Genomic DNA, 17420 nt, shown 5'->3' with positions numbered 1-17420 from the left:
CCATGAGTATTGAATGCGGCAGGTGGCGCACTATGGGCAAAGGTTGGGATCGCGGACCGAAGGGTGGGGGCTGGGGCCAGGAAGAATGGACGCCTCCGCGTCCGTCGTCGGCTCCTTCCGCTCGTCCGGCTCCGGCGAGGGCGGTTTCTACGGGACCGGACGTTGAAGCGCGAGTGAAGTGGTTCAACGGTGAAAAAGGCTTCGGTTTCGTCGAGATGACGGACGGGTCCGGCGAGGCGTTCCTGCATATCCGCGCCGTCGAGGCGGCGGGTCACACGGCTCTCGAGCCGGGCACGACGCTCCAGGTCAAGATCGGCCAGGGCCAGAAGGGTCCGCAGGTAACCGAAGTCGTTTCGGTTGACGCCAGCACGGCGACGCCTCAGGCGCCGCGCGGTCCGCGTCCCGGCGGTTTCGGCGATCGTCCCGGCGCGGGTCCGCGTCCGGGCGGCGGCGGTCGCTTCCAGCGCGACTCCGGCCCGACCGAGCCCAAGAGCGGCGTCGTGAAGTGGTATTCGCGTGAGCGCGGCTTCGGCTTCGTGACCCCGGATGACGGCGGCCCCGAGATCTTCGTGCACGCCACCGCGCTGGAGCGCGCCGGCATGCGCGAGATCGACGTTGGCCAGCGTCTGCAGCTCGACGTGCGCCAGGGCCAGAAGGGTCCCGAGGCCGCGGCGGTTCGCTCGGACGACTGATCGCGCGAGGCCTGCGGGCTCGTGATCGAGATTTAAACGAGGCGCTTCGCAGCTGCGGAGCGCCTCGTTTCGTTCCGGGGTTGCGGTGGCGTCCGGCCCCGAGGGCGCGTTAAGCTCCCGCCATGTCTTCCTCCCTCATGACCCACTGGGCGTTTTGGGCCCTCCTCTCGGCCGTTTTCGCGGCGTTCACGGCGATACTGGCCAAGATCGGGGTCGGCGGCGTGGATTCGGACCTCGCGACGTTTATCCGCACGCTGGTGGTGATCGCTGCGCTCGGCCTGATCCTGGCCGGCACCGGCGCGTGGCGAACCTTGCCGGACGTACCCGGGCGCGCGCTGCTGTTTCTGGTGCTGTCTGGCCTCGCCACCGGCGCCTCGTGGCTCTGCTATTTTCGCGCGCTGAAGCTCGGCCAGGCGTCGCAGGTCGCGCCGATAGACAAGCTCAGCGTCGTGCTGGTGGCGCTGTTCGGGGCGCTCGTGCTCGGCGAGAAGCTGTCCCTTCTCAACTGGGCCGGCGTCGCCCTGATCGCGGCCGGCGCCCTGCTGGTAGCCCTGCCGTAGCCGGAGCCGTGGAACCGGCGGCCCTGATGGCGATTGGTTTCGCGCTATCGGGAGGACGCCATGACCAACGAAAAAACGACCAACGACAAATCCACCCAAGACGACCGCCAGCCGGAAGCGCTGCGCACCTTCGAGGCCGCGAGCCGCGCCGGCGGCAAGAAGCCCGACGGCCAGGGACTGACCGAAAAGTCCGACACGGCCGCCAAGAGCGACGATCCGGACCGGAAGAACGAGACCGCCACCAGGGTGCTGCAGGCCGGCGTGGATCACGATCCCAAGGCGGCCACCCAGGCGGTTCAGGACAGCAAGGACCCGCGCATCCCGCGCTGATCTCAGGCGATGCGGGCGGCCGGACGGCTTGCCCGCACGACGTCCTCGAGCGCGGCCCAGCGATCGCGGATCTTGCGTTCCCAAACGTCGGGATTGGGCGAGCGCTCCGCTTCCTCGATCATGACGTGGATCTCCACGATCATGTAGCGCAGCTTTGTCGCGATGGCGCCCTGCTCCATGGTGGCCAGGATCGTGCGCAGGACCGCGTAGTCGATCGGGCTGGGGAGAAAATCGGCGTCCGTCATTGTGGGGGCCCCATTCCGCGCGAGATGCCGCTTTCCGCAAGCTCCTGCAGAGCCTGAGGACGCCCCACCAGAGTGGGAGCCGCCAGCTCGTAGTGCACCGGCGATGCATCCTTTGCGGCGTCCATCAGTGCCACCAATGTTTCGATCCGTGCAAACTTGAAGACCATATAGGGCGGATACCCCTTGATCCGTACAGTCCAGCCGGAATCGGAAGCGTCATAACCGACAACGAGAACCAGGGGCGGCATCCATGTCGCTCCGTCCATCAATCGCGCTTTCGTTCAAACATCGAGGCCCCTCCCGGCTGCCCGGAAGGGGCCTCGGCGGCGTCGCCTGCGCCGTTCCAGTATCGTCTCTCAATTTGTTCGTAAACGCGCTATGCTATGAGTTGTTCCGCGCTCAAGTGCCTCAAGATTGCAGAAATGTATAAAGACCAGTTCAGTGGAAGTAGAACGGCAGTCTGTCTTGCTGTTCAAATCACGACCGGCAATCTCGTGCCGGTCGTTGGTTTCGAGCGGCCGGCGTGGCTGAGAGCGCCGGGCCTTCTTCAACTTAGCTGATGAATGCTCAGCAGGAAGACTTGGACTTCGTGACGGTGTCACCCATGTCGTTGGTCTTCTTCACCGTCTTGGTGCTGCAGCCGACCGAGCCGGTGCGGACCACCGTCTTGCGGCGCACGGACACGTCGGAGTCGTCGCCGTGGCGGATGACCTTGGTGGTCTTGTTGCCCATCATGCCTTCCTTCTTGATCACGGTGGTGTCCTGGGCATGAGCGACAGTGGCGGCGAGCGTCGCCGCGAGAGCGATTGCGAAGATTTTCATAGGTTACGTCCTCCTTTGAAGATGCCGGTCAACGCTGCTCAAAGTTGAACCGTTCCAAAGCACGTCATCGATAACGTCGGGATGTTTAATCACGGGCCGATTGCTGGCGGTCGTCTGGCCGTCGTGCATGGGAGCAGCGCTCCCCAGGCGCTTTGATCATGAACTTACCTGAGGCCGGGCGCGGTTCACGGGATCCGGCGAGGGCGGCCGGCGGAAGGATTGGTAAACCGTAACTTGGATGCGGCGGGGCCTCTGGTAGCCTTCGGGTGTCACGGAAGTGGCGATTGCTTCAACTCCTCAAGAGCCCTGCGCAAGCAGGGCTTTTCTTTTTCGTCCGCCGCTCGGCGCAGGCTGGACGCGTTCGCGCCGCTCGGCCATCGTCGTGCCGGGGCAGCTCGCGAGGAGACCATGGAAGCTTCCAAGACGCCGGACAGCGCCGCGTTGAAGCGCATGATCGAGGCGGGGCGCGGGATCGCGCCGGCCGATCTCGTGATCAAGGGCGGCCGCGTATTCGACCTCGTGACGGGAGACCTCACGGTGGGCGACGTCGCCATGTGTGGCGACCGCATCGTCGGGACGGGCGGGGCTTATCATGGCGCCCGTGAGATTGACGCGCGCGGGAAGACGGTGGTTCCGGGCTTCATCGACACGCACCTGCACGTCGAATCGTCGCTGGTGACGCCGGGCGAATTCGACCGCTGCGTGCTGCCGCACGGCGTCACCACGGCGATCTGCGATCCGCATGAGATCGCCAACGTGCTGGGCGCGGAGGGGCTGCGCTACTTCCTCGACTGGTCGACCGCCACCGTGATGGACCTGCGCGTCAACCTGTCGAGCTGCGTGCCGGCCACCCATCTGGAGACCGCCGGCGCGGCGCTGGAGGCCGCCGACCTCGCGCCCTTCGCCGAGCACCCGCAGGTGATCGGCCTCGCCGAGTTCATGAATTTCCCGGGCGTCCTCTTCGGAGATCCCGGCTGTCTCGACAAGCTCGTCGCCTTCCAGGGGCGCCACATCGACGGCCACGCGCCGCTGGTCACGGGGCGCGACCTCGACGGCTATTGCGCGGCCGGCATCCGCACCGACCACGAGGCCACCAGCGCCGCCGAGGCGCGCGAGAAGCTCGGCAAGGGCATGACCGTGCTGGTGCGCGAGGGCTCGGTCTCCAAGGACCTCCACGCGCTGGCGTCGCTGATCACGCCCGACCACGCCCCTTACATGACCTTCTGCACGGACGACCGGAATCCGCTCGACATCGCCGAGGAAGGGCATCTCGACTTCATCATCCGCACCGCCATCGCGCTCGGCGCGCGGCCTCTGGACGCCTACCGGATGGCGTCCATCTCGGCGGCCCGCGCCTTCGGGCTGCGCGACCGTGGCTTGGTCGCGCCCGGCTGGCGCGCCGATCTCGTGCTGCTGGACGATCTGGAGCAGTGCGCGGTGTCGGCCGTGATCAGCGCCGGCCGCGTCGTCGACGACGCGCTATTCGCGGCGAGGCGCGAGGTGGCCCCGGTTGGCCGCCGCAGCGTCAAGGCCCGGCCGGTGTCGGCCGGCGATTTCGCCAGCCCCGGGCCGGGGCCGACCACGCCCGTGATCGGCGTGATCCCGGGCAAGATCATCACCGAGCATCTCACGCTGACGCTGCCCTACCGGGGCGGCGAGCGCGGAGTGGACCTCGCCCAGGATGTCGTGAAGGTCGCGGTGGTGGAGCGCCACGGTCGCAGCCAAGCCGGCGAGGGCATCGGGCGCGGCTTCGTGAAGGGCTTCGGCATGCGGCGCGGCGCCATCGCGTCGTCCGTCGGGCATGACAGCCACAACATTACGGTGGTGGGCGTCGACAAGGCCGACATGGCGCTGGCCGTGAACCGCCTGTCGGAAATCGAAGGCGGCTTCGTGGTGGCGGATGGCGGGCGGGTGCTGGCCGAGCTCGCCTTGCCGGTCGCCGGGCTGATGAGCCTGCTGAGCTTCGAAGAGGTGCGCGACGGGTTGATCCCGCTCCGGGCCGCGGCCAAGAGCCTCGGCGTCGTGCTGGCCGAGCCCTTCCTGCAGGTCGCCTTCCTGCCGCTGCCCGTGATCCCGCACCTGAAGATCACCGACAAGGGCATGGTGGACGTGGATCGGTTCGCGCTGATCGAGGAATAGCTCAGCCCTCCCGACGCCGCCTCCGGCGTCCGCCGTCCTCGCCGGCCGCCGCCACTTTCGGCGCGGGGAAGCGCACGACCTTTTCGAGCTCCGGGAAGGCGTCCTGCTTGTTGGGCAGCGCCATGGCGTTGACGAAGTGCTCCTGGAAGGCCGGCTCCAGCGCGGTCTCGATCTTCTCGATGCGGCGCACCACGTCCTGGATCTCCAGCCGCGACGCCGCGTTCAGCAGCGCGATGCGCGCGCCCGTGCCGGCGGCGTTGCCGGCCGACGCCACCTTGGCGAGGTCGCAATCCGGGATCAGGCCCAGCACCATCGCGTAGGTGACGTCGATGTGGCTGCCGAACGCGCCCGCCAGCGTGATGCGCTCGACCCGGCTGACGCCATAGCGGTCCATCAGCAGCTTGATGCCGGCATAGAGCGCCGCCTTGGCGAGCTGGATGGCGCGCACGTCGTTCTGCGTGATGGCCAGGCGCGGCTCGCCCTCTCGCACCAGGTACGAGAAGGTGCGGCCATTGCTCTCGATGCGCGGCGAGCGCGCCGCCATGCCGCCGTCCACCACGCCATCCTGCGTGATGATCCCGGCCAGCCACATCTCGGCGATGATCTCGATGATGCCCGAGCCGCAGATGCCGGTGACGCCCGTCGCGGCGGTGGCCTCGGCAAAGCCGGGCTCGTCCGACCACAGGTCGCAGCCGATGACCTTGTAGCGCGGCTCCAGCGTGTCGCGGTCGATGCGCACCCGCTCAATGGCGCCCGGCGCGGCGCGCTGGCCGCAGGAGATCTGCGCGCCCTCGAAGGCCGGGCCCGTCGGCGACGAGCAGGCCAGCAGCCGCTCGCGGTTGCCCAGCACGATCTCGGCGTTGGTGCCGACATCCACCAGCAGGGTGAGCTCGTCCTTGAGGTAGGGCCCCTCCGACAGCACTACCCCCGCCGTGTCGGCGCCCACATGCCCGGCGATGCAGGGCAGGGCGTAGACGAAGCCGCCTGGCGCGATAGTGATCCCGAGGTCGCGCGCGCGGGCCTCGTAGGCGCCGTCGATGGTGAGCGCGAAAGGCGCGCCGCCGAGCTCGACCGGGTCCAGCCCAAGGAAGAGGTGATGCATGATCGGATTGCCGACCACGGTCAGCTCCAGCACGTCCGTGCGGGCGATGCCGGCCTCGCGCGCGACTTCGCCGACGAGGCTGTCCAGCGCCTCGCGCACGGTTGCGGTGAGCTCGCGCTCCCCGCCCGGGTTCATCATCACGTAGGAGACCCGGCTCATCAGGTCTTCGCCGAAGCGGATCTGCGGGTTCATGAGGCCGGCCGAGGCGACGACCTCGCCGGTGATCAGGTCCGTGAGGTGCGCCGCGATCGTGGTGGAGCCGATATCCACCGCCAGCCCATGCGCGGCCTCGCGGAAGCCCGGCCACACCGCGACGATGTCGCCGCTCCGGCGCACCGCGGCCGTGACCTTCCACTCGCCGGCGCGCAGCGTCTTCTGCAGGCCCGCCAGCACGGCGAGGTCGGCGCGGGCATCCGCTACGTCCCACTGCGCCGCGAGCGCATTCTGCAGGCGACGGAAATCGCTGGAGGGATCGTGCATGTCGGGCTCGGCGACCTCGACATAGTAGAGGCGCACGACGGGATCGATCTCGATCGGGTGCGCCTCGGCGCGCTTGCGCACGACCTGCCTGTGCACCTGCGAGTCCGGCGGCACGTCGACGACGACATCGCCGCACAGGCGCGCCTGGCAGCCGAGGCGGCGACCCTCCGCCAGCGCGCCGCGCTTGGACGTGTAGCGCGCCTCCACGGCGTTCCATTCGGTGACGTGGTCGGCGTGGGATTCGATGCCGTGCTTGGAGAACGAGCCCTCGCCGACCTGCACCTGGCAGCGCCCGCATATGCCGCGTCCGCCGCACACGGAATCGAGGTCCACGCCCAGCTTGCGCGCCGCCTCCAGCACGCTCACGCCTTCGGCGAAGCGCCCGCGCTTGCCGGAGGGGGTGAAGACGACGAGGTGATCGGGGGTGTCGGTCACGGATGGCTTTCGGGGATGAGCTTAGGACAGAGCCGCTTGGCTCGATGCGGATCCCTCTCCCGCGCAGCGGGAGGGGGCAGGGAGGGCGTGGGCCTTAACCTCTCAGCCGTCATCCCCGGCGCGCCGAAGGCGCGGGAAGGGGATCCAGAGCAACCTCCGCCATCAGGCTGGATCCCCTTCTCGGCGCTCCGCGCCGCCGGGGATGACGGCAGACCGTCATGCCTGCTCGCGGGCCCGGCGGCGACCGCCTTCGCGGCGGCCACGGCCGCCCTCGCCGGCGCCGCCCTCGGGGGCGGGCTCGCGGAACTTGCGGATCCAGGCGCCGCAGTTCGGGTCGGCCCCCATCACCACGTCGGCGCCCAGGATGGCCTGGATGTCCTCCAGGTGCAGCGGGTTCATGATGGCCGAGGTCATGCCGGCGCCGATCATCATCGGCAGAAACGAGGCGTTGAGGCCGCGGCGGTTGGGCAGGCCGAACGAGAAGTTCGAGGCGCCGCAGGTGGTGTTCACCTTCAGCTCCTCGCGCAGGCGGCGCAGCAGGTAGATGAGCTTGCGGCCGGCGTCGTTGATGGCGCCCACCGGCATCACCAGCGGGTCGACCACAATGTCCTCGCGCGGGATGCCGAAATCGGCGGCGCGCTCGACGATCTTCTTGGCCACGCCATAGCGCACGTCCGGGTCCTCGGAGATGCCGGTCTCGTCGTTGGAGATCGCCACCACGGCGGCGCCGTATTTCTTCACCAGCGGCAGCACCTGCTCGAGGCGCTCTTCCTCGCCGGTCACCGAGTTCACCAGCGGCTTGCCCTTGTAGACGGCGAGCCCGGCTTCCAACGCGGCCACGATGGAGCTGTCGATTGAGAGCGGCACGTCCACGGTGCTCTGCACCAGCTTGATGCACTCGGCCAGGATCGCGGGCTCGTCCACCAGCGGGATGCCGGCGTTGACGTCCAGCATCTGCGCGCCGGCCTCGACCTGCGCGACCGCGTCGGCAATCACGCGGCTGTAGTCGCCGGCCGCCATCTCGGCGGCCAGGAGCTTGCGGCCGGTGGGGTTGATGCGCTCCCCGATCATGACGAAGCGATGCTCGAACCCGATCACCACCCTCTTCTTGTCCGAGGTGATCACAGTTTCCGTCATGTCGATCCTCCGTAGGGGCTTCGAGGGCCCGGGGCCCGGCCATTCGGGCGCGTTATTAGCACGACGCGTTCGCTATGAGAAACAGAGCGTTTGTTATGTCACTCCGCGCTGTCCCCGCTCCTGCGGGTCAGACGCTGAGGCTTTCCACCGCCTGCATGCTGGGCTGGAAGTCGCGCCGCCAGGGCGTGCGCCCGCGCAGCACGCCGGATTCGTGCACGATCTCGGAGACGTATTCCTCCTGCCGGTAGGCCATCACGTGCACGCCCGAAACGCCCTTCACCTCGCGCAGCTGCTGGATCATCTCGATGCAGATCTTCTTGCCCTCGGCCTTCTGGTTCTGCGCGCCCTCCAGCCGGGCGATCACGGCGTCCGGGATGTGGACGCCGGCCACGTTGGCGCGCATCCACTTGGCCGTGCGGGCGGAGGCGAGCGGGCCGACGCCGACCAGGATGAAGCATTCCTGGTCGAGCCCGTCGTCGCGCACACGCTGCATGAAGCGCTCCAGCAGGGGCAGGTCGAAGCAATATTGCGTCTGGCAGAACTGCGCGCCCGCCGCGATCTTCTTGGCCAGCCGGATCGGCCGGAAATCGTAGGGCGGCGCGAAGGGGTTTTCGGCCGCGCCCAGGAACATGTCGGGCGCGGTGGTGAGCTTGCGGCCGGACAGGAACCGCTTCTCGTCCCGCATGGTCCGGATGGTGGCGAGCAGCGACGTCGAGTCGAGGTCGAAGACGGGCTTCGCCTCCGGATGGTCGCCGCATTGCACGCCGTCGCCCGTGAGGCAGAGCACGTTGCATACGCCGAGCGCGGCCGCGCCCAGCACGTTGCCCTGGATGGCGATGCGGTTGTAGTCGCGGCAGCTGATCTGCATGATCGGCGAATAGCCGATGCGGGTCAGCAGCGAGCAGATCGCCACGCTCGACATGTGGCAATGCGCCCCGGAGCCGTCGGTGGCGTTGATGCCGTCCACCCAGCCCTCGAAGATGTGGGCGCGGTCATAAACCTCCTCGGGGTCGGCCGAGTCGGGCGGGTTCAGCTCGGCCGTCACCGCGAACTCGCCGCGCCTGAGCACGCGCTCCAGCCGGCCGCGCGAGGAGTGGCCGGGAAGCGGCGGCAGCGGGGCGTGCGGCTCGGGGCCGATGTCGTCGGGGTGCGGGGCCATCCGGGCGTGATCGTCGCGGTTCATGGCGCAGCCTCAATGCGGCCGTGGCGCGGGAGCGGCCGCGCCATTTTTCTCGCGGGCCACGCGCAGCCAGCTCGACTCGCCCTTGCGGCGGTGGTCGATCGGCGGCTGCACGTCGGCGATCCTGTCGCCGTCGCGCATCAGGCGGCTGCCTTCCCAGGCCTTCACCCACACGCAGGGCATGTCCGGATAGACCTCGCAGTTGCCGTCCTGCCGCACGCCGCCGCAGGGGCCGTTGCGCAGGTTCTTGGGGCAATTCATCGGGCAGGACATGCCGGTGGAGGACAGGATGCACTGGCCGCACATGCGGCAGTCGAACAGCGCGCCCTTGATGGCGGCCTCCACGGCGGCGGCGGGCCGCTCGATACGCTGGTAGCCGAGCTTCGCCCAGACGGGATGCAGCCGCACCACGATCGGCTCGAAGGCCGCATAGAGGCTCTCCATCAAGCGCGCATGCCGGATGGAGAAGAAGCGCAGGCGCCCGCGGTCGCCTTTTGGCGGCAGCTTGCCTCGTGGTTCGAATGCGGCGGGGATCATCGGGTCACTCGGCGGCCCTCGGGACGCTTCGAGTTGAGCCGATCCGCAGCCGCGCGCCGACGCTCCATGCGCCGAAAAAAGCTCTACGCGCGACCTTGGTTGTCGATCAGGGCTTTCAGCGCGGCCTTGTCGTAGCGCGCCTCCAGCCGCTCGGCCTCGGCGGCGGCCTCGGCCTCCAGGTCGGCCCCGCATTCCACGGCTTCGCCCTTGCGCCAGTCGGCGAGATAATCATCCGTGCTGGCCGCGCCGGAGCGCATCGCCGCCATGTCGACGGCCTCGATGAACCGCTTCGACAATTCCCGCTTGGCCGCCGTGCGGCCCTGCTTGGCGATCACCTGCGTGGGGATGTCGCGCCAGTAGAGGATGGTGAGCTGGGGCATGGTGGGATCTCGGTGGTTTGATCAGATGATCGTGCGCGACCCTTCTCCCCCCGGGAGAAGGTGGCCCGACAGGGCCGGATGAGGGTCTGGAGTTGGAAATCAGGCCGCCTCTGGTTAGCTGCTAGTCCCTCATCCGGCCGCTTCGCGTCCACCTTCTCCCGGGGGGAGAAGGGCGCGCCCTATGGTGGAGGTTGGCGTCACAAACCGGGCGATCCCGCTTAAGCCCGTCACCCGCTTCTCATACGCCAGCCCCAGCCGCTGCGCCGCCGCCTGGGCCTTGGCATCCAGCGCCGCGTCCTCGACCTGCGCCAGGTACACCACCCGCGTGTAGTTGCCGAAATACGTCGGCAGCAATTGCGGGAAGCGGTCGAGGCCGAGGCCCTTGATGATCAGCCGGTCAAAGTGGCGCACGAGGTAGTCGGTGAGGAAGAATGTCGCCGGGTCGGCGTCCGTGAGCGCGGCGAAGTCGGGCGCGCCCATGAAGAACTCGTAGCAATGCGCGCCCTCGATGCGCGCCACGCCCTCCTCGGCCAGCACCTCGTCCAGCAGGCCGCCGGTGCCGCAATCGCCATAGAGGCACAGGATCTCGTCGTAGCGCCCCCGCGCCGCCCGGATCTTGCGGCGCACCTCCGCGGGGATCTTTTCCGGCCGGTTATGGAGGATGGCGGGCAGGCAGGTGACCTCGAGATGAGTCAGCCGGTTCGCCTCGATCACGGCCAGCAGCTCGCGCGCCAGAGCCCCGCACGCGATCACGAGGGTCTTTGCGCCGGGCCGTGGACCGCGAGCCTCCTGGCTCGCCTCTTCCGGCGCCGCCAGATGCGAGCCAGGAGGCTCGCGGTCCAGGGCGGGGCGCCTCGTCATAGGCCTCAGGCGCTCTTCGACTGCACCGAGCCCTGGCGCTTGGCCATGAAGCTCTTGGCGGTCTCCACCGCCACGGCGGCGTCGCGGCAATAGGCGTCCGCGCCGATCGCGTTGGCGAAGGTCTCGTTCAGCGGCGCGCCGCCGACCAGCACCACGTAGTCGTTGCGCATGCCCTTCTCGCTCAGCGTGTCGATCACGACCTTCATGTAGGGCATCGTGGTGGTGAGCAGCGCCGACATGCCGAGGATGTCGGGCTGGTGCGTCTCGATGGCCTGGAGGTAGTTTTCGACCGGGTTGTTGATCCCGAGGTCGATCACCTCGAAGCCGGCGCCCTCCATCATCATGCAGACGAGGTTCTTGCCGATGTCGTGGATGTCGCCCTTCACGGTGCCGATCACCATCTTGCCGATCTTGGGCGCGCCGGTTTCCACCAGCAGCGGGCGCAGGATGAACATGCCGGCCTTCATGGCGTTGGCCGACATCAGCACCTCGGGCACGAACAGGATGCCGTCGCGGAAGTCGTTGCCGACGATGCGCATGCCCTCCACCAGCGCGTTGGTGAGCACGTCGTAGGGCGTCCAGCCGCGATCCAGCAGGATGCGCACGCCGTCCTCGATCTCCTCCTTGAGCCCGTCATAGAGATCGTCGTGCATCTGCTCGACGAGTTCGTCGTCCGAGAGCGTGGAGAGGTCGAGATCGTCGCCGGCCATCAGCGGATACCCTTGCGTTCCGACCCGAAGCGCGGGCCTTCGCATCAGCTTGTCGACGATCCGTATAACGCATTGTCGCCCGCGAGACACCCGGTGGCGCGGGCGCGACGTGCGTGCCGATTCGGCATGGGCCAGCGGGGCCCGGCGGCTGTGCGCCGCCCCCGACCGCGTCGACCGGAGGCCAGCATGGGTCGCCCCTGAGGCAATCGCCGCGCTTGCGTTCCGCAAGACTGACGAACGTCAAGACGGCGCGCGGCCAGTGTCGCGGCCTTGACCGCAGGAGCGACCATGTCCGATGCCGCGACGGAGAACCGGGGTCGCCGCCGCCGAGGACGCGAGAGCGGCGAGCCGACCGGCCCCGCGCCCGTGCGGGCGCAGCCGCGCCTGCCTTTCGCTCCCGTGGCCGCGATTTCGGCCGATGCGCTGGAGGCGATCCACGACGCCTCGCTCACCATCCTGGAAGAGATCGGGATGGACTTCCTGCATGAGGGCGCGCGGACTCTCCTGAAGGGGGCCGGCGCGGATGTCGATCCCGCCTCGCAGCGCGTCCGCATCCCGCGCGAACTCGTCGAGAGCCGCATCGGGCTGGCGCCGCGCTCCTTCACGCTGCACGCCCGCAACCCGGAGCGGAACCTGCAGATCGGCGGAAACGCGGTGGCGTTCTGTTCCGTCGGCAGCGCCCCCAACGCGGCCGACCGCGACGGCGGCCGCCGGCCGGGCAACCGCGTCGATTACCAGAACCTGATCCGGCTGGGGCACACGCTGGACGCCGTGCACCTGTGGGGCGGCTACCCGGTGGAGCCCGCCGACGTGCACGCCTCCGTGCGCCATCTCGATGCGCTGTGGGACATGCTGACGCTGTCCGACAAGGCCATCCACGCCTATTCGCTGGGGCGCGAGCGCAATCTCGACGCCATCGAGATGATCCGCATCGCGCGCGGGATCGACGACGAGACGCTGGAGCGCGAACCCTCGGTGTTCACCATCATCAACTCGTCCTCGCCGCTGCGGCTGGACGGGCCGATGCTGGAGGGCATCATCCAGATGGCGAGGCGCAACCAGGTGGTGGTGCTGACGCCCTTCACGCTGGCGGGCGCGATGGCGCCGGTGACGCTGGCGGGCGCTCTCGCGCAGCAGAACGCCGAGGCGCTCGCCGGGCTGGTGGTGGCCCAGACGGTGCGGCCGGGCTCGCCCTTCGTGTATGGGGGCTTCACCTCCAATGTCGACATGAAGACCGGCGCGCCGGCCTTCGGCACGCCCGAATACATGAAGGCGGCGCTGATCGGCGGCCAGCTGGCGCGGCGCTACGGGCTGCCCTACCGCTCCTCCAACGCCAATGCGGCCAACACGCTGGACGCGCAGGCGGCCTATGAGAGCGTGTTCTCGCTCTGGGGCGCGATCATGGGCGGAGCCAACCTGCTGATGCACGGCGCGGGCTGGATGGAGGGCGGCCTGCACGCCTCCTTCGAGAAGATGGTGCTCGACGCCGACCTGCTCGACATGGTGGCCAACTTCCTGCGGCCCGTGCAGGTGGACGCCGAGGAGCTGGCCCTCTCGGCGATGCGCGAGGTGGGCCCCGGCGGCCACTTCTTCGGCTGCGCGCACACGCAGTCGCGCTACCGCACGGCGTTCTTCGCGCCCATGATTTCGGACTGGCGCAACTACGAGAGCTGGGAGGAGGCCGGCGCGCCCACCGCCTACGACACCGCCAACCGCCTCTACAAGCAGCGCCTCGCCGCCCATGAGCCGCCGCCCATGAACCCGGCCATCCGGGATGAGCTCGAAGCCTTCGTCGCCCGCCGCAAGGCCGAGGGCGGCGCGCCGACGGATTATTGAGGGGCTTGCGGTGAGTCAGCCGCTCAGCCCTGCCGCTCGGCTACTCGGCGGCGATGGGCGCATGATCGCGCTCGTCGCCCGGAACGGGCAGCAGAACGAGCACGTCTCCCGCCGCCAAAGCCGCGCGGATCGCGGGTTCGTCGCGCAAGGTCTCGATCGGCGTCGGCTGGAGCGCGTTCGCTTTCAGGTACTCTTCGTCGGAAAGCAGGTCTTGCAAGGCCTCGGTCGCGCTCGCGATAGCGTCTTCCGGCGTGGGCCCGCCGCCGTAGCAGCCGGGCGCATCGGGAACACGCACGCCCCAATTATCCGCGCTTCCGTCCAGAAGTCCCACGAAGGCCTGCATGCCGATTGTCCTCACATCCAGCCCGCTCGCTTGGCGATGTCGAGCGCGACGCCAAGCGACAGGCTGCGGTGCCGTGGAACCATGATCCGCACGCCCGGAAACAGCGGATGCGCGAACTTGTCGTGCCGCGCGCCGCCCATCGACCGCCAGCCGTCCCGCTCCAAACGCGCGATCACGTCCCGCGTGTTCTGTTCGACCTTCGCCACGAGGGTCCCCGGATGATCCGCCAAATCCACTTGCACCGCAACGGCGACCGCCGAAGGCTCGCATGCGCGCGGCGCCGTCGCCACGAACCGAGAGTTGCGCCATGAAAACCCAAGCCCAGGCCGTCATCATCGGGGGCGGCGTCGTCGGGTGCTCGGTGCTCTATCACCTCGCCAAGGCGGGCTGGACGGATGTCGTGTTGGTGGAGCGGGCCGAGCTCACCTCCGGCTCCACCTGGCATGCGGCGGGCGGCTTCCACACGTTGAACGGCGATCCCAACGTCGCCAAGCTGCAGCAATACACGGTGGAGCTTTACCGCGAGATCGAGGCGCTCTCGGGCGTCTCCTGCGGGCTGCACCTCACGGGCGGCGTGATGCTGGCGGGTACGCCCGAGCGCATGGACTGGCTCAGGATGGCGCACGCCAAGGGGCGCTATCTCGGCATGCACACCGAGATCATCTCGGCCGGCGAGGCCAAGCGGCTGATGCCGCTGATCGACGAGAGCCGCTTCGTCGGCGCCATGTACGACCCGCTCGAAGGCCACCTCGATCCCTACGGAACCACGCACGCCTACGCCAAGTCGGCCCAGCTGAAGGGCGCCGAGATCGTGCTGCGCAACCGCGTGGTGGACACGATCCAGCGGCCGGACGGAACGTGGGACGTGGTCACCGAGCAGGGGACCATCCACGCCCAGCACGTCGTCAACGCCGGCGGCCTCTGGGCGCGCGAGTGCGGCCGCATGGCCGGGCTGGAGCTGCCGGTGCTCGCCATGGAGCACATGTACCTGCTCACCGAGGACATGCCCGAGGTGGCGGAGGTCAACGCCAGCACCGGCAAGGAAGTGATCACGGCGCTGGATTTCGAGGGCGAGATCTACACCCGCCAGGAGCGCGGCGGCATGCTGATGGGCACCTATGAGCGCGCCGGCAAGGCCTGGTCCGAGACGCAGACGCCCTGGGATTTCGGCCAGGACCTGCTGGAGCCGGATCTCGACCGCATCGCGCCCTCGCTGGAGGTCGGCTTCGAGCATTTCCCCGCCTTCGCCAAGGCGGGCATCAAGAAGATCATCAACGGCCCCTTCACGTTCGCGCCGGACGGCAACCCGCTGGTCGGGCCGGTGCGCGGGCTGCGCAACTACTGGGTGGCGTGCGGCGTCATGGCGGGCTTCAGCCAGGGCGGCGGCGTCGGGCTGGCGCTCGCCAACTGGATGATTCAGGGCGATCCGGGCTTCGACGTCTGGGCCATGGACGTCGCCCGCTATGGCGACTGGGCGACGCTCGCCACCACAAACGCGCGCGTGAAGGAGAACTACTCCCGCCGCTTTCGCATCCGCTTTCCCAACGAGGAGCCGGAGGCGGGACGGCCGCTCCGCACCACGCCGCTTTATGACCGGCTGAAGGCCGACAACGCCGTGATGGGCGAGAGTTATGGCCTCGAATACCCGCTCTGGTTCGCCCCGAAGGGGACGGAGCCCAGGGACGTGTTCTCCTTCCGCCGCTCCAATGCGTTTGGCCCCATCGGCGAGGAATGTCGCACGGTGCGCGAGCGCGTCGGGGTCCTGGAGACCTCCGGCTACGCCAAATACGAGGTCACGGGGCCGGGCGCGGAGGCGTTCCTGTCGCGCGTGCTGGCGGGCAAGATGCCGGCCCAAGGCCGCATCACGCTCACCCCCATGCTGAACGAGCGTGGCAAGCTGATCGGCGATTTCACGGTCGGCCGGCTCGGCCCCGAGCGCTTCCTGGTGATCGGGTCCGGCCCTGCCGAGCAACACCACATGCGCTGGTTTCTCCAGCACGCACCCGCCGCCGGCGTGCGGATCGACGCGCTCGGCCAGCGCATGCAGGGCCTCAGCATCGCGGGGCCGCGGGCGCGCGAGCTCCTGCAGAAGCTTGTAAGGCAGGATCTCTCCACCGCCGCGTTCCCGTTTCTGTCGATCGCCGCCATGGATGTCGGCCCCGTGCCGGCCATCGTGGGGCGGATCTCGTTCACGGGCGATCTCGGCTACGAGATCTGGGTCGAGCCCGACTGCCAGCGCGCCCTCATGGACGCGCTCTGGGGCGCCGGGGAGGAGTTCGGCGTCGGCCATTTCGGCCTGCGGGCGCTGAACGCCCTGCGGCTGGAAAAGAGCTTCGGGACCTGGGCGCGCGAGTACCGGCCGATATACGGCCCGGTGGAAGCCGGGCTCGGACGCTTCATTCGCTGGAGCCGGCCGGACTTCGTCGGCGCCGAGGCGGCGCTGGCCGAGAAGGCCACGGGCGGTGCGCTCCGGCTCGTCACCTTCGCGCTCGAGGCCGGAGACGCCGACGCGATCGGGGACGAGCCCATCTGGCGCAATGGCGAGGTCGTCGGCTGGATCACCTCCGGCGGCTATGCGCATGCGTCCGGCGTCTCTGTCGCGATGGGCTATGTGCCGGTCGCGCTCGCGGACGCCCGGGACGGGTTCGAGGTCGAGGTGATCGGCAAGCGCGTGCGCGCCACGCCGCTGCCGGAGCCGCTGTTTGATCCCTCGGGAGCCCGCCTGCGGGCGTGAGGCGCCGGGGCGCCGCCCCGCTGCGTTTGCGGAAGCCAAGCATGGCGCCACCGCCTCGCCGTCATTGCGAGCCGGAGGCGAAACAATTCAGTCTAAAGGCCGGGCGCTATGCCCGGCGCCGAGGCTGTTCCCAACCGCCTGGATTGCTTCGCTGCGCTCGCAATGACGGCGAGGCGCTGCATTGTCGTGCGCGTCCCTCTCCCGCCTGCGGGAGAGGGGCAAGGGTGAGGGCGCCGGGCTACCCCTGCATCTCTCCGTCATTGCGAGCGCGAGGGAAGCAATCCAGCTGATGCTGGGCATTTCGCCCGGCGCCGGGCCTAATCCCAACCGCCAGGATTGCTTCGCTGCCCTCGCAATGACGGCGAGGGGCTCAATCGTCGTGCGCGTCCCTCTCCCGCCTGCGGGAGAGGGGCAGGGGTGAGGGCGTCCGTGCGCCTGCATTTCTCCGTCACTGCGAGCGCCAGCGAAGCAATCCAGCTGATGCCGGGCGTAACGCCCGGCGCCGGGGCCAACTCCAACCAACTGGATTGCTTCGCTGCGCTCGCAATGACGGCGAGGCGCTCCATCGTCGTGCGCGTCCCTCGCCCGAGGGGAGAGGGAACGCGCCCGTAATATGAAAATAATCCTTAACATTTCGCCCCGTTTCCCGCACTCTGCGCCCACTCTCGACCCAGGGAGGGGGCGCTTCCGGAGCGGTCCGTTGCGGGGTCGGGGCGCGGCGCCTGCGCGGGTGGGGATACCGGACCCACCCTCCCGGGAGGCCTTTCCGGAGCGGCCGGACGGCGGGTTCGAGGGGTAACAGCCTCAGCCGACCCTAAGTCAGGCAGTCAGCCCGCCCGCCCCACACTATGGTGGGGCCGTGGACGCGGCCACCTTAACACCCTCGCGGTTGCTGTG

18 protein-coding genes are annotated in these 17420 nt (G+C 68.8%); 6 read left to right on the top strand and 12 right to left on the bottom strand.

Annotated elements, in window-relative coordinates; genetic code table 11:
- The first annotated feature begins 173 nt into the window (after positions 1 to 173).
- The 3 genes from AC1DSZ_RS13595 (at position 174) to AC1DSZ_RS13585 (ending at position 1582) form a co-directional block, all read left to right on the top strand.
- Positions 174 to 692, top strand: coding sequence for a cold-shock protein (locus AC1DSZ_RS13595; RefSeq protein WP_476838893.1), 519 nt, complete (start codon positions 174 to 176; stop codon positions 690 to 692).
- 122 nt (positions 693 to 814) lie between these two features.
- Positions 815 to 1252 (top strand): EamA family transporter, encoded by a 438-nt coding sequence (locus tag AC1DSZ_RS13590; RefSeq protein WP_476838892.1) that lies wholly within the window; start codon positions 815 to 817, stop codon positions 1250 to 1252.
- 60 nt (positions 1253 to 1312) lie between these two features.
- Positions 1313 to 1582 carry a hypothetical protein gene (locus AC1DSZ_RS13585; protein ID WP_476838891.1) on the top strand — a complete coding sequence of 90 codons (270 nt, stop codon included), beginning with the start codon at positions 1313 to 1315 and terminating at the stop codon, positions 1580 to 1582.
- Between the two features lie 2 nt (positions 1583 to 1584).
- Here AC1DSZ_RS13585 and AC1DSZ_RS13580 read toward each other — a convergent pair whose 3' ends face one another.
- The 3 genes from AC1DSZ_RS13580 to AC1DSZ_RS13570 form a co-directional block, all read right to left on the bottom strand.
- Complete coding sequence (locus tag AC1DSZ_RS13580) at positions 1585 to 1827, bottom strand: hypothetical protein (RefSeq protein ID WP_476838890.1); 243 nt, start codon at positions 1825 to 1827, stop codon at positions 1585 to 1587.
- Positions 1824 to 2075 carry a hypothetical protein gene (locus AC1DSZ_RS13575; RefSeq protein WP_476838889.1) on the bottom strand — a complete coding sequence of 84 codons (252 nt, stop codon included), beginning with the start codon at positions 2073 to 2075 and terminating at the stop codon, positions 1824 to 1826. Before AC1DSZ_RS13575 ends, AC1DSZ_RS13580 begins: the two co-directional genes overlap by 4 nt.
- A gap of 319 nt (positions 2076 to 2394) precedes the next feature.
- Positions 2395 to 2649 carry a hypothetical protein gene (locus AC1DSZ_RS13570; RefSeq protein ID WP_476838888.1) on the bottom strand — a complete coding sequence of 85 codons (255 nt, stop codon included), beginning with the start codon at positions 2647 to 2649 and terminating at the stop codon, positions 2395 to 2397.
- A gap of 408 nt (positions 2650 to 3057) precedes the next feature.
- On the opposite strand from AC1DSZ_RS13570, the gene ade reads away from it, so the two are divergent.
- Complete coding sequence (gene ade / locus AC1DSZ_RS13565; RefSeq protein WP_476838887.1) at positions 3058 to 4788, top strand: adenine deaminase; 1731 nt, start codon at positions 3058 to 3060, stop codon at positions 4786 to 4788.
- Between the two features lies 1 nt (position 4789).
- Here the strand turns inward: ade and AC1DSZ_RS13560 are convergent, their stop codons facing one another.
- The 7 genes from AC1DSZ_RS13560 to AC1DSZ_RS13530 form a co-directional block, all read right to left on the bottom strand.
- The gene (locus tag AC1DSZ_RS13560; RefSeq protein WP_476838886.1) at positions 4790 to 6805 is read right to left on the bottom strand and encodes an ASKHA domain-containing protein; all 2016 of its coding nucleotides are present in this window, start codon (positions 6803 to 6805) and stop codon (positions 4790 to 4792) included.
- Positions 6806 to 7021: 216 nt separating this feature from the next.
- Entirely contained in the window at positions 7022 to 7942 is a 921-nt protein-coding gene (locus AC1DSZ_RS13555) for a dihydropteroate synthase (protein ID WP_188519341.1), read from the bottom strand.
- A gap of 127 nt (positions 7943 to 8069) precedes the next feature.
- Positions 8070 to 9101, bottom strand: coding sequence for a methylenetetrahydrofolate reductase (locus tag AC1DSZ_RS13550; RefSeq protein WP_476839160.1), 1032 nt, complete (start codon positions 9099 to 9101; stop codon positions 8070 to 8072).
- 33 nt (positions 9102 to 9134) lie between these two features.
- Positions 9135 to 9659: a methylenetetrahydrofolate reductase C-terminal domain-containing protein gene (locus AC1DSZ_RS13545; RefSeq protein ID WP_476838885.1), complete on the bottom strand. Its 525-nt coding sequence runs from the start codon at positions 9657 to 9659 to the stop codon at positions 9135 to 9137.
- Between the two features lie 83 nt (positions 9660 to 9742).
- On the bottom strand, positions 9743 to 10039 hold the full coding sequence (locus AC1DSZ_RS13540) for a virulence factor (RefSeq protein ID WP_476838884.1): 297 nt from the start codon (positions 10037 to 10039) through the stop codon (positions 9743 to 9745).
- A gap of 129 nt (positions 10040 to 10168) precedes the next feature.
- Positions 10169 to 10900 (bottom strand): DUF1638 domain-containing protein, encoded by a 732-nt coding sequence (locus AC1DSZ_RS13535; RefSeq protein WP_476838883.1) that lies wholly within the window; start codon positions 10898 to 10900, stop codon positions 10169 to 10171.
- Positions 10901 to 10905: 5 nt separating this feature from the next.
- A complete protein-coding gene (locus AC1DSZ_RS13530) occupies positions 10906 to 11610 on the bottom strand; it encodes a corrinoid protein (RefSeq protein WP_476838882.1) in 705 nt (234 codons plus the stop codon).
- A 288-nt stretch (positions 11611 to 11898) separates the two neighbouring features.
- Between AC1DSZ_RS13530 and AC1DSZ_RS13525 the strand changes: the two genes are divergently transcribed.
- Complete coding sequence (locus AC1DSZ_RS13525; RefSeq protein ID WP_476838881.1) at positions 11899 to 13446, top strand: trimethylamine methyltransferase family protein; 1548 nt, start codon at positions 11899 to 11901, stop codon at positions 13444 to 13446.
- A gap of 40 nt (positions 13447 to 13486) precedes the next feature.
- Here AC1DSZ_RS13525 and AC1DSZ_RS13520 read toward each other — a convergent pair whose 3' ends face one another.
- Both AC1DSZ_RS13520 and AC1DSZ_RS13515 read right to left on the bottom strand, forming a co-directional pair.
- Positions 13487 to 13789 carry a type II toxin-antitoxin system HicB family antitoxin gene (locus AC1DSZ_RS13520; protein WP_476838880.1) on the bottom strand — a complete coding sequence of 101 codons (303 nt, stop codon included), beginning with the start codon at positions 13787 to 13789 and terminating at the stop codon, positions 13487 to 13489.
- Positions 13790 to 13800: 11 nt separating this feature from the next.
- Entirely contained in the window at positions 13801 to 13995 is a 195-nt protein-coding gene (locus AC1DSZ_RS13515; RefSeq protein ID WP_476838879.1) for a type II toxin-antitoxin system HicA family toxin, read from the bottom strand.
- Between the two features lie 101 nt (positions 13996 to 14096).
- On the opposite strand from AC1DSZ_RS13515, the gene AC1DSZ_RS13510 reads away from it, so the two are divergent.
- The gene (locus AC1DSZ_RS13510; protein ID WP_476838878.1) at positions 14097 to 16523 is read left to right on the top strand and encodes a GcvT family protein; all 2427 of its coding nucleotides are present in this window, start codon (positions 14097 to 14099) and stop codon (positions 16521 to 16523) included.
- The last annotated feature ends 897 nt before the right edge of the window (positions 16524 to 17420 follow it).

Source organism: Alsobacter sp. P4_H11 (assembly GCF_056400925.1).
Note: the sequence above shows the minus strand (reverse complement) of the source record. Positions and strands in the feature narration are given on the sequence as shown.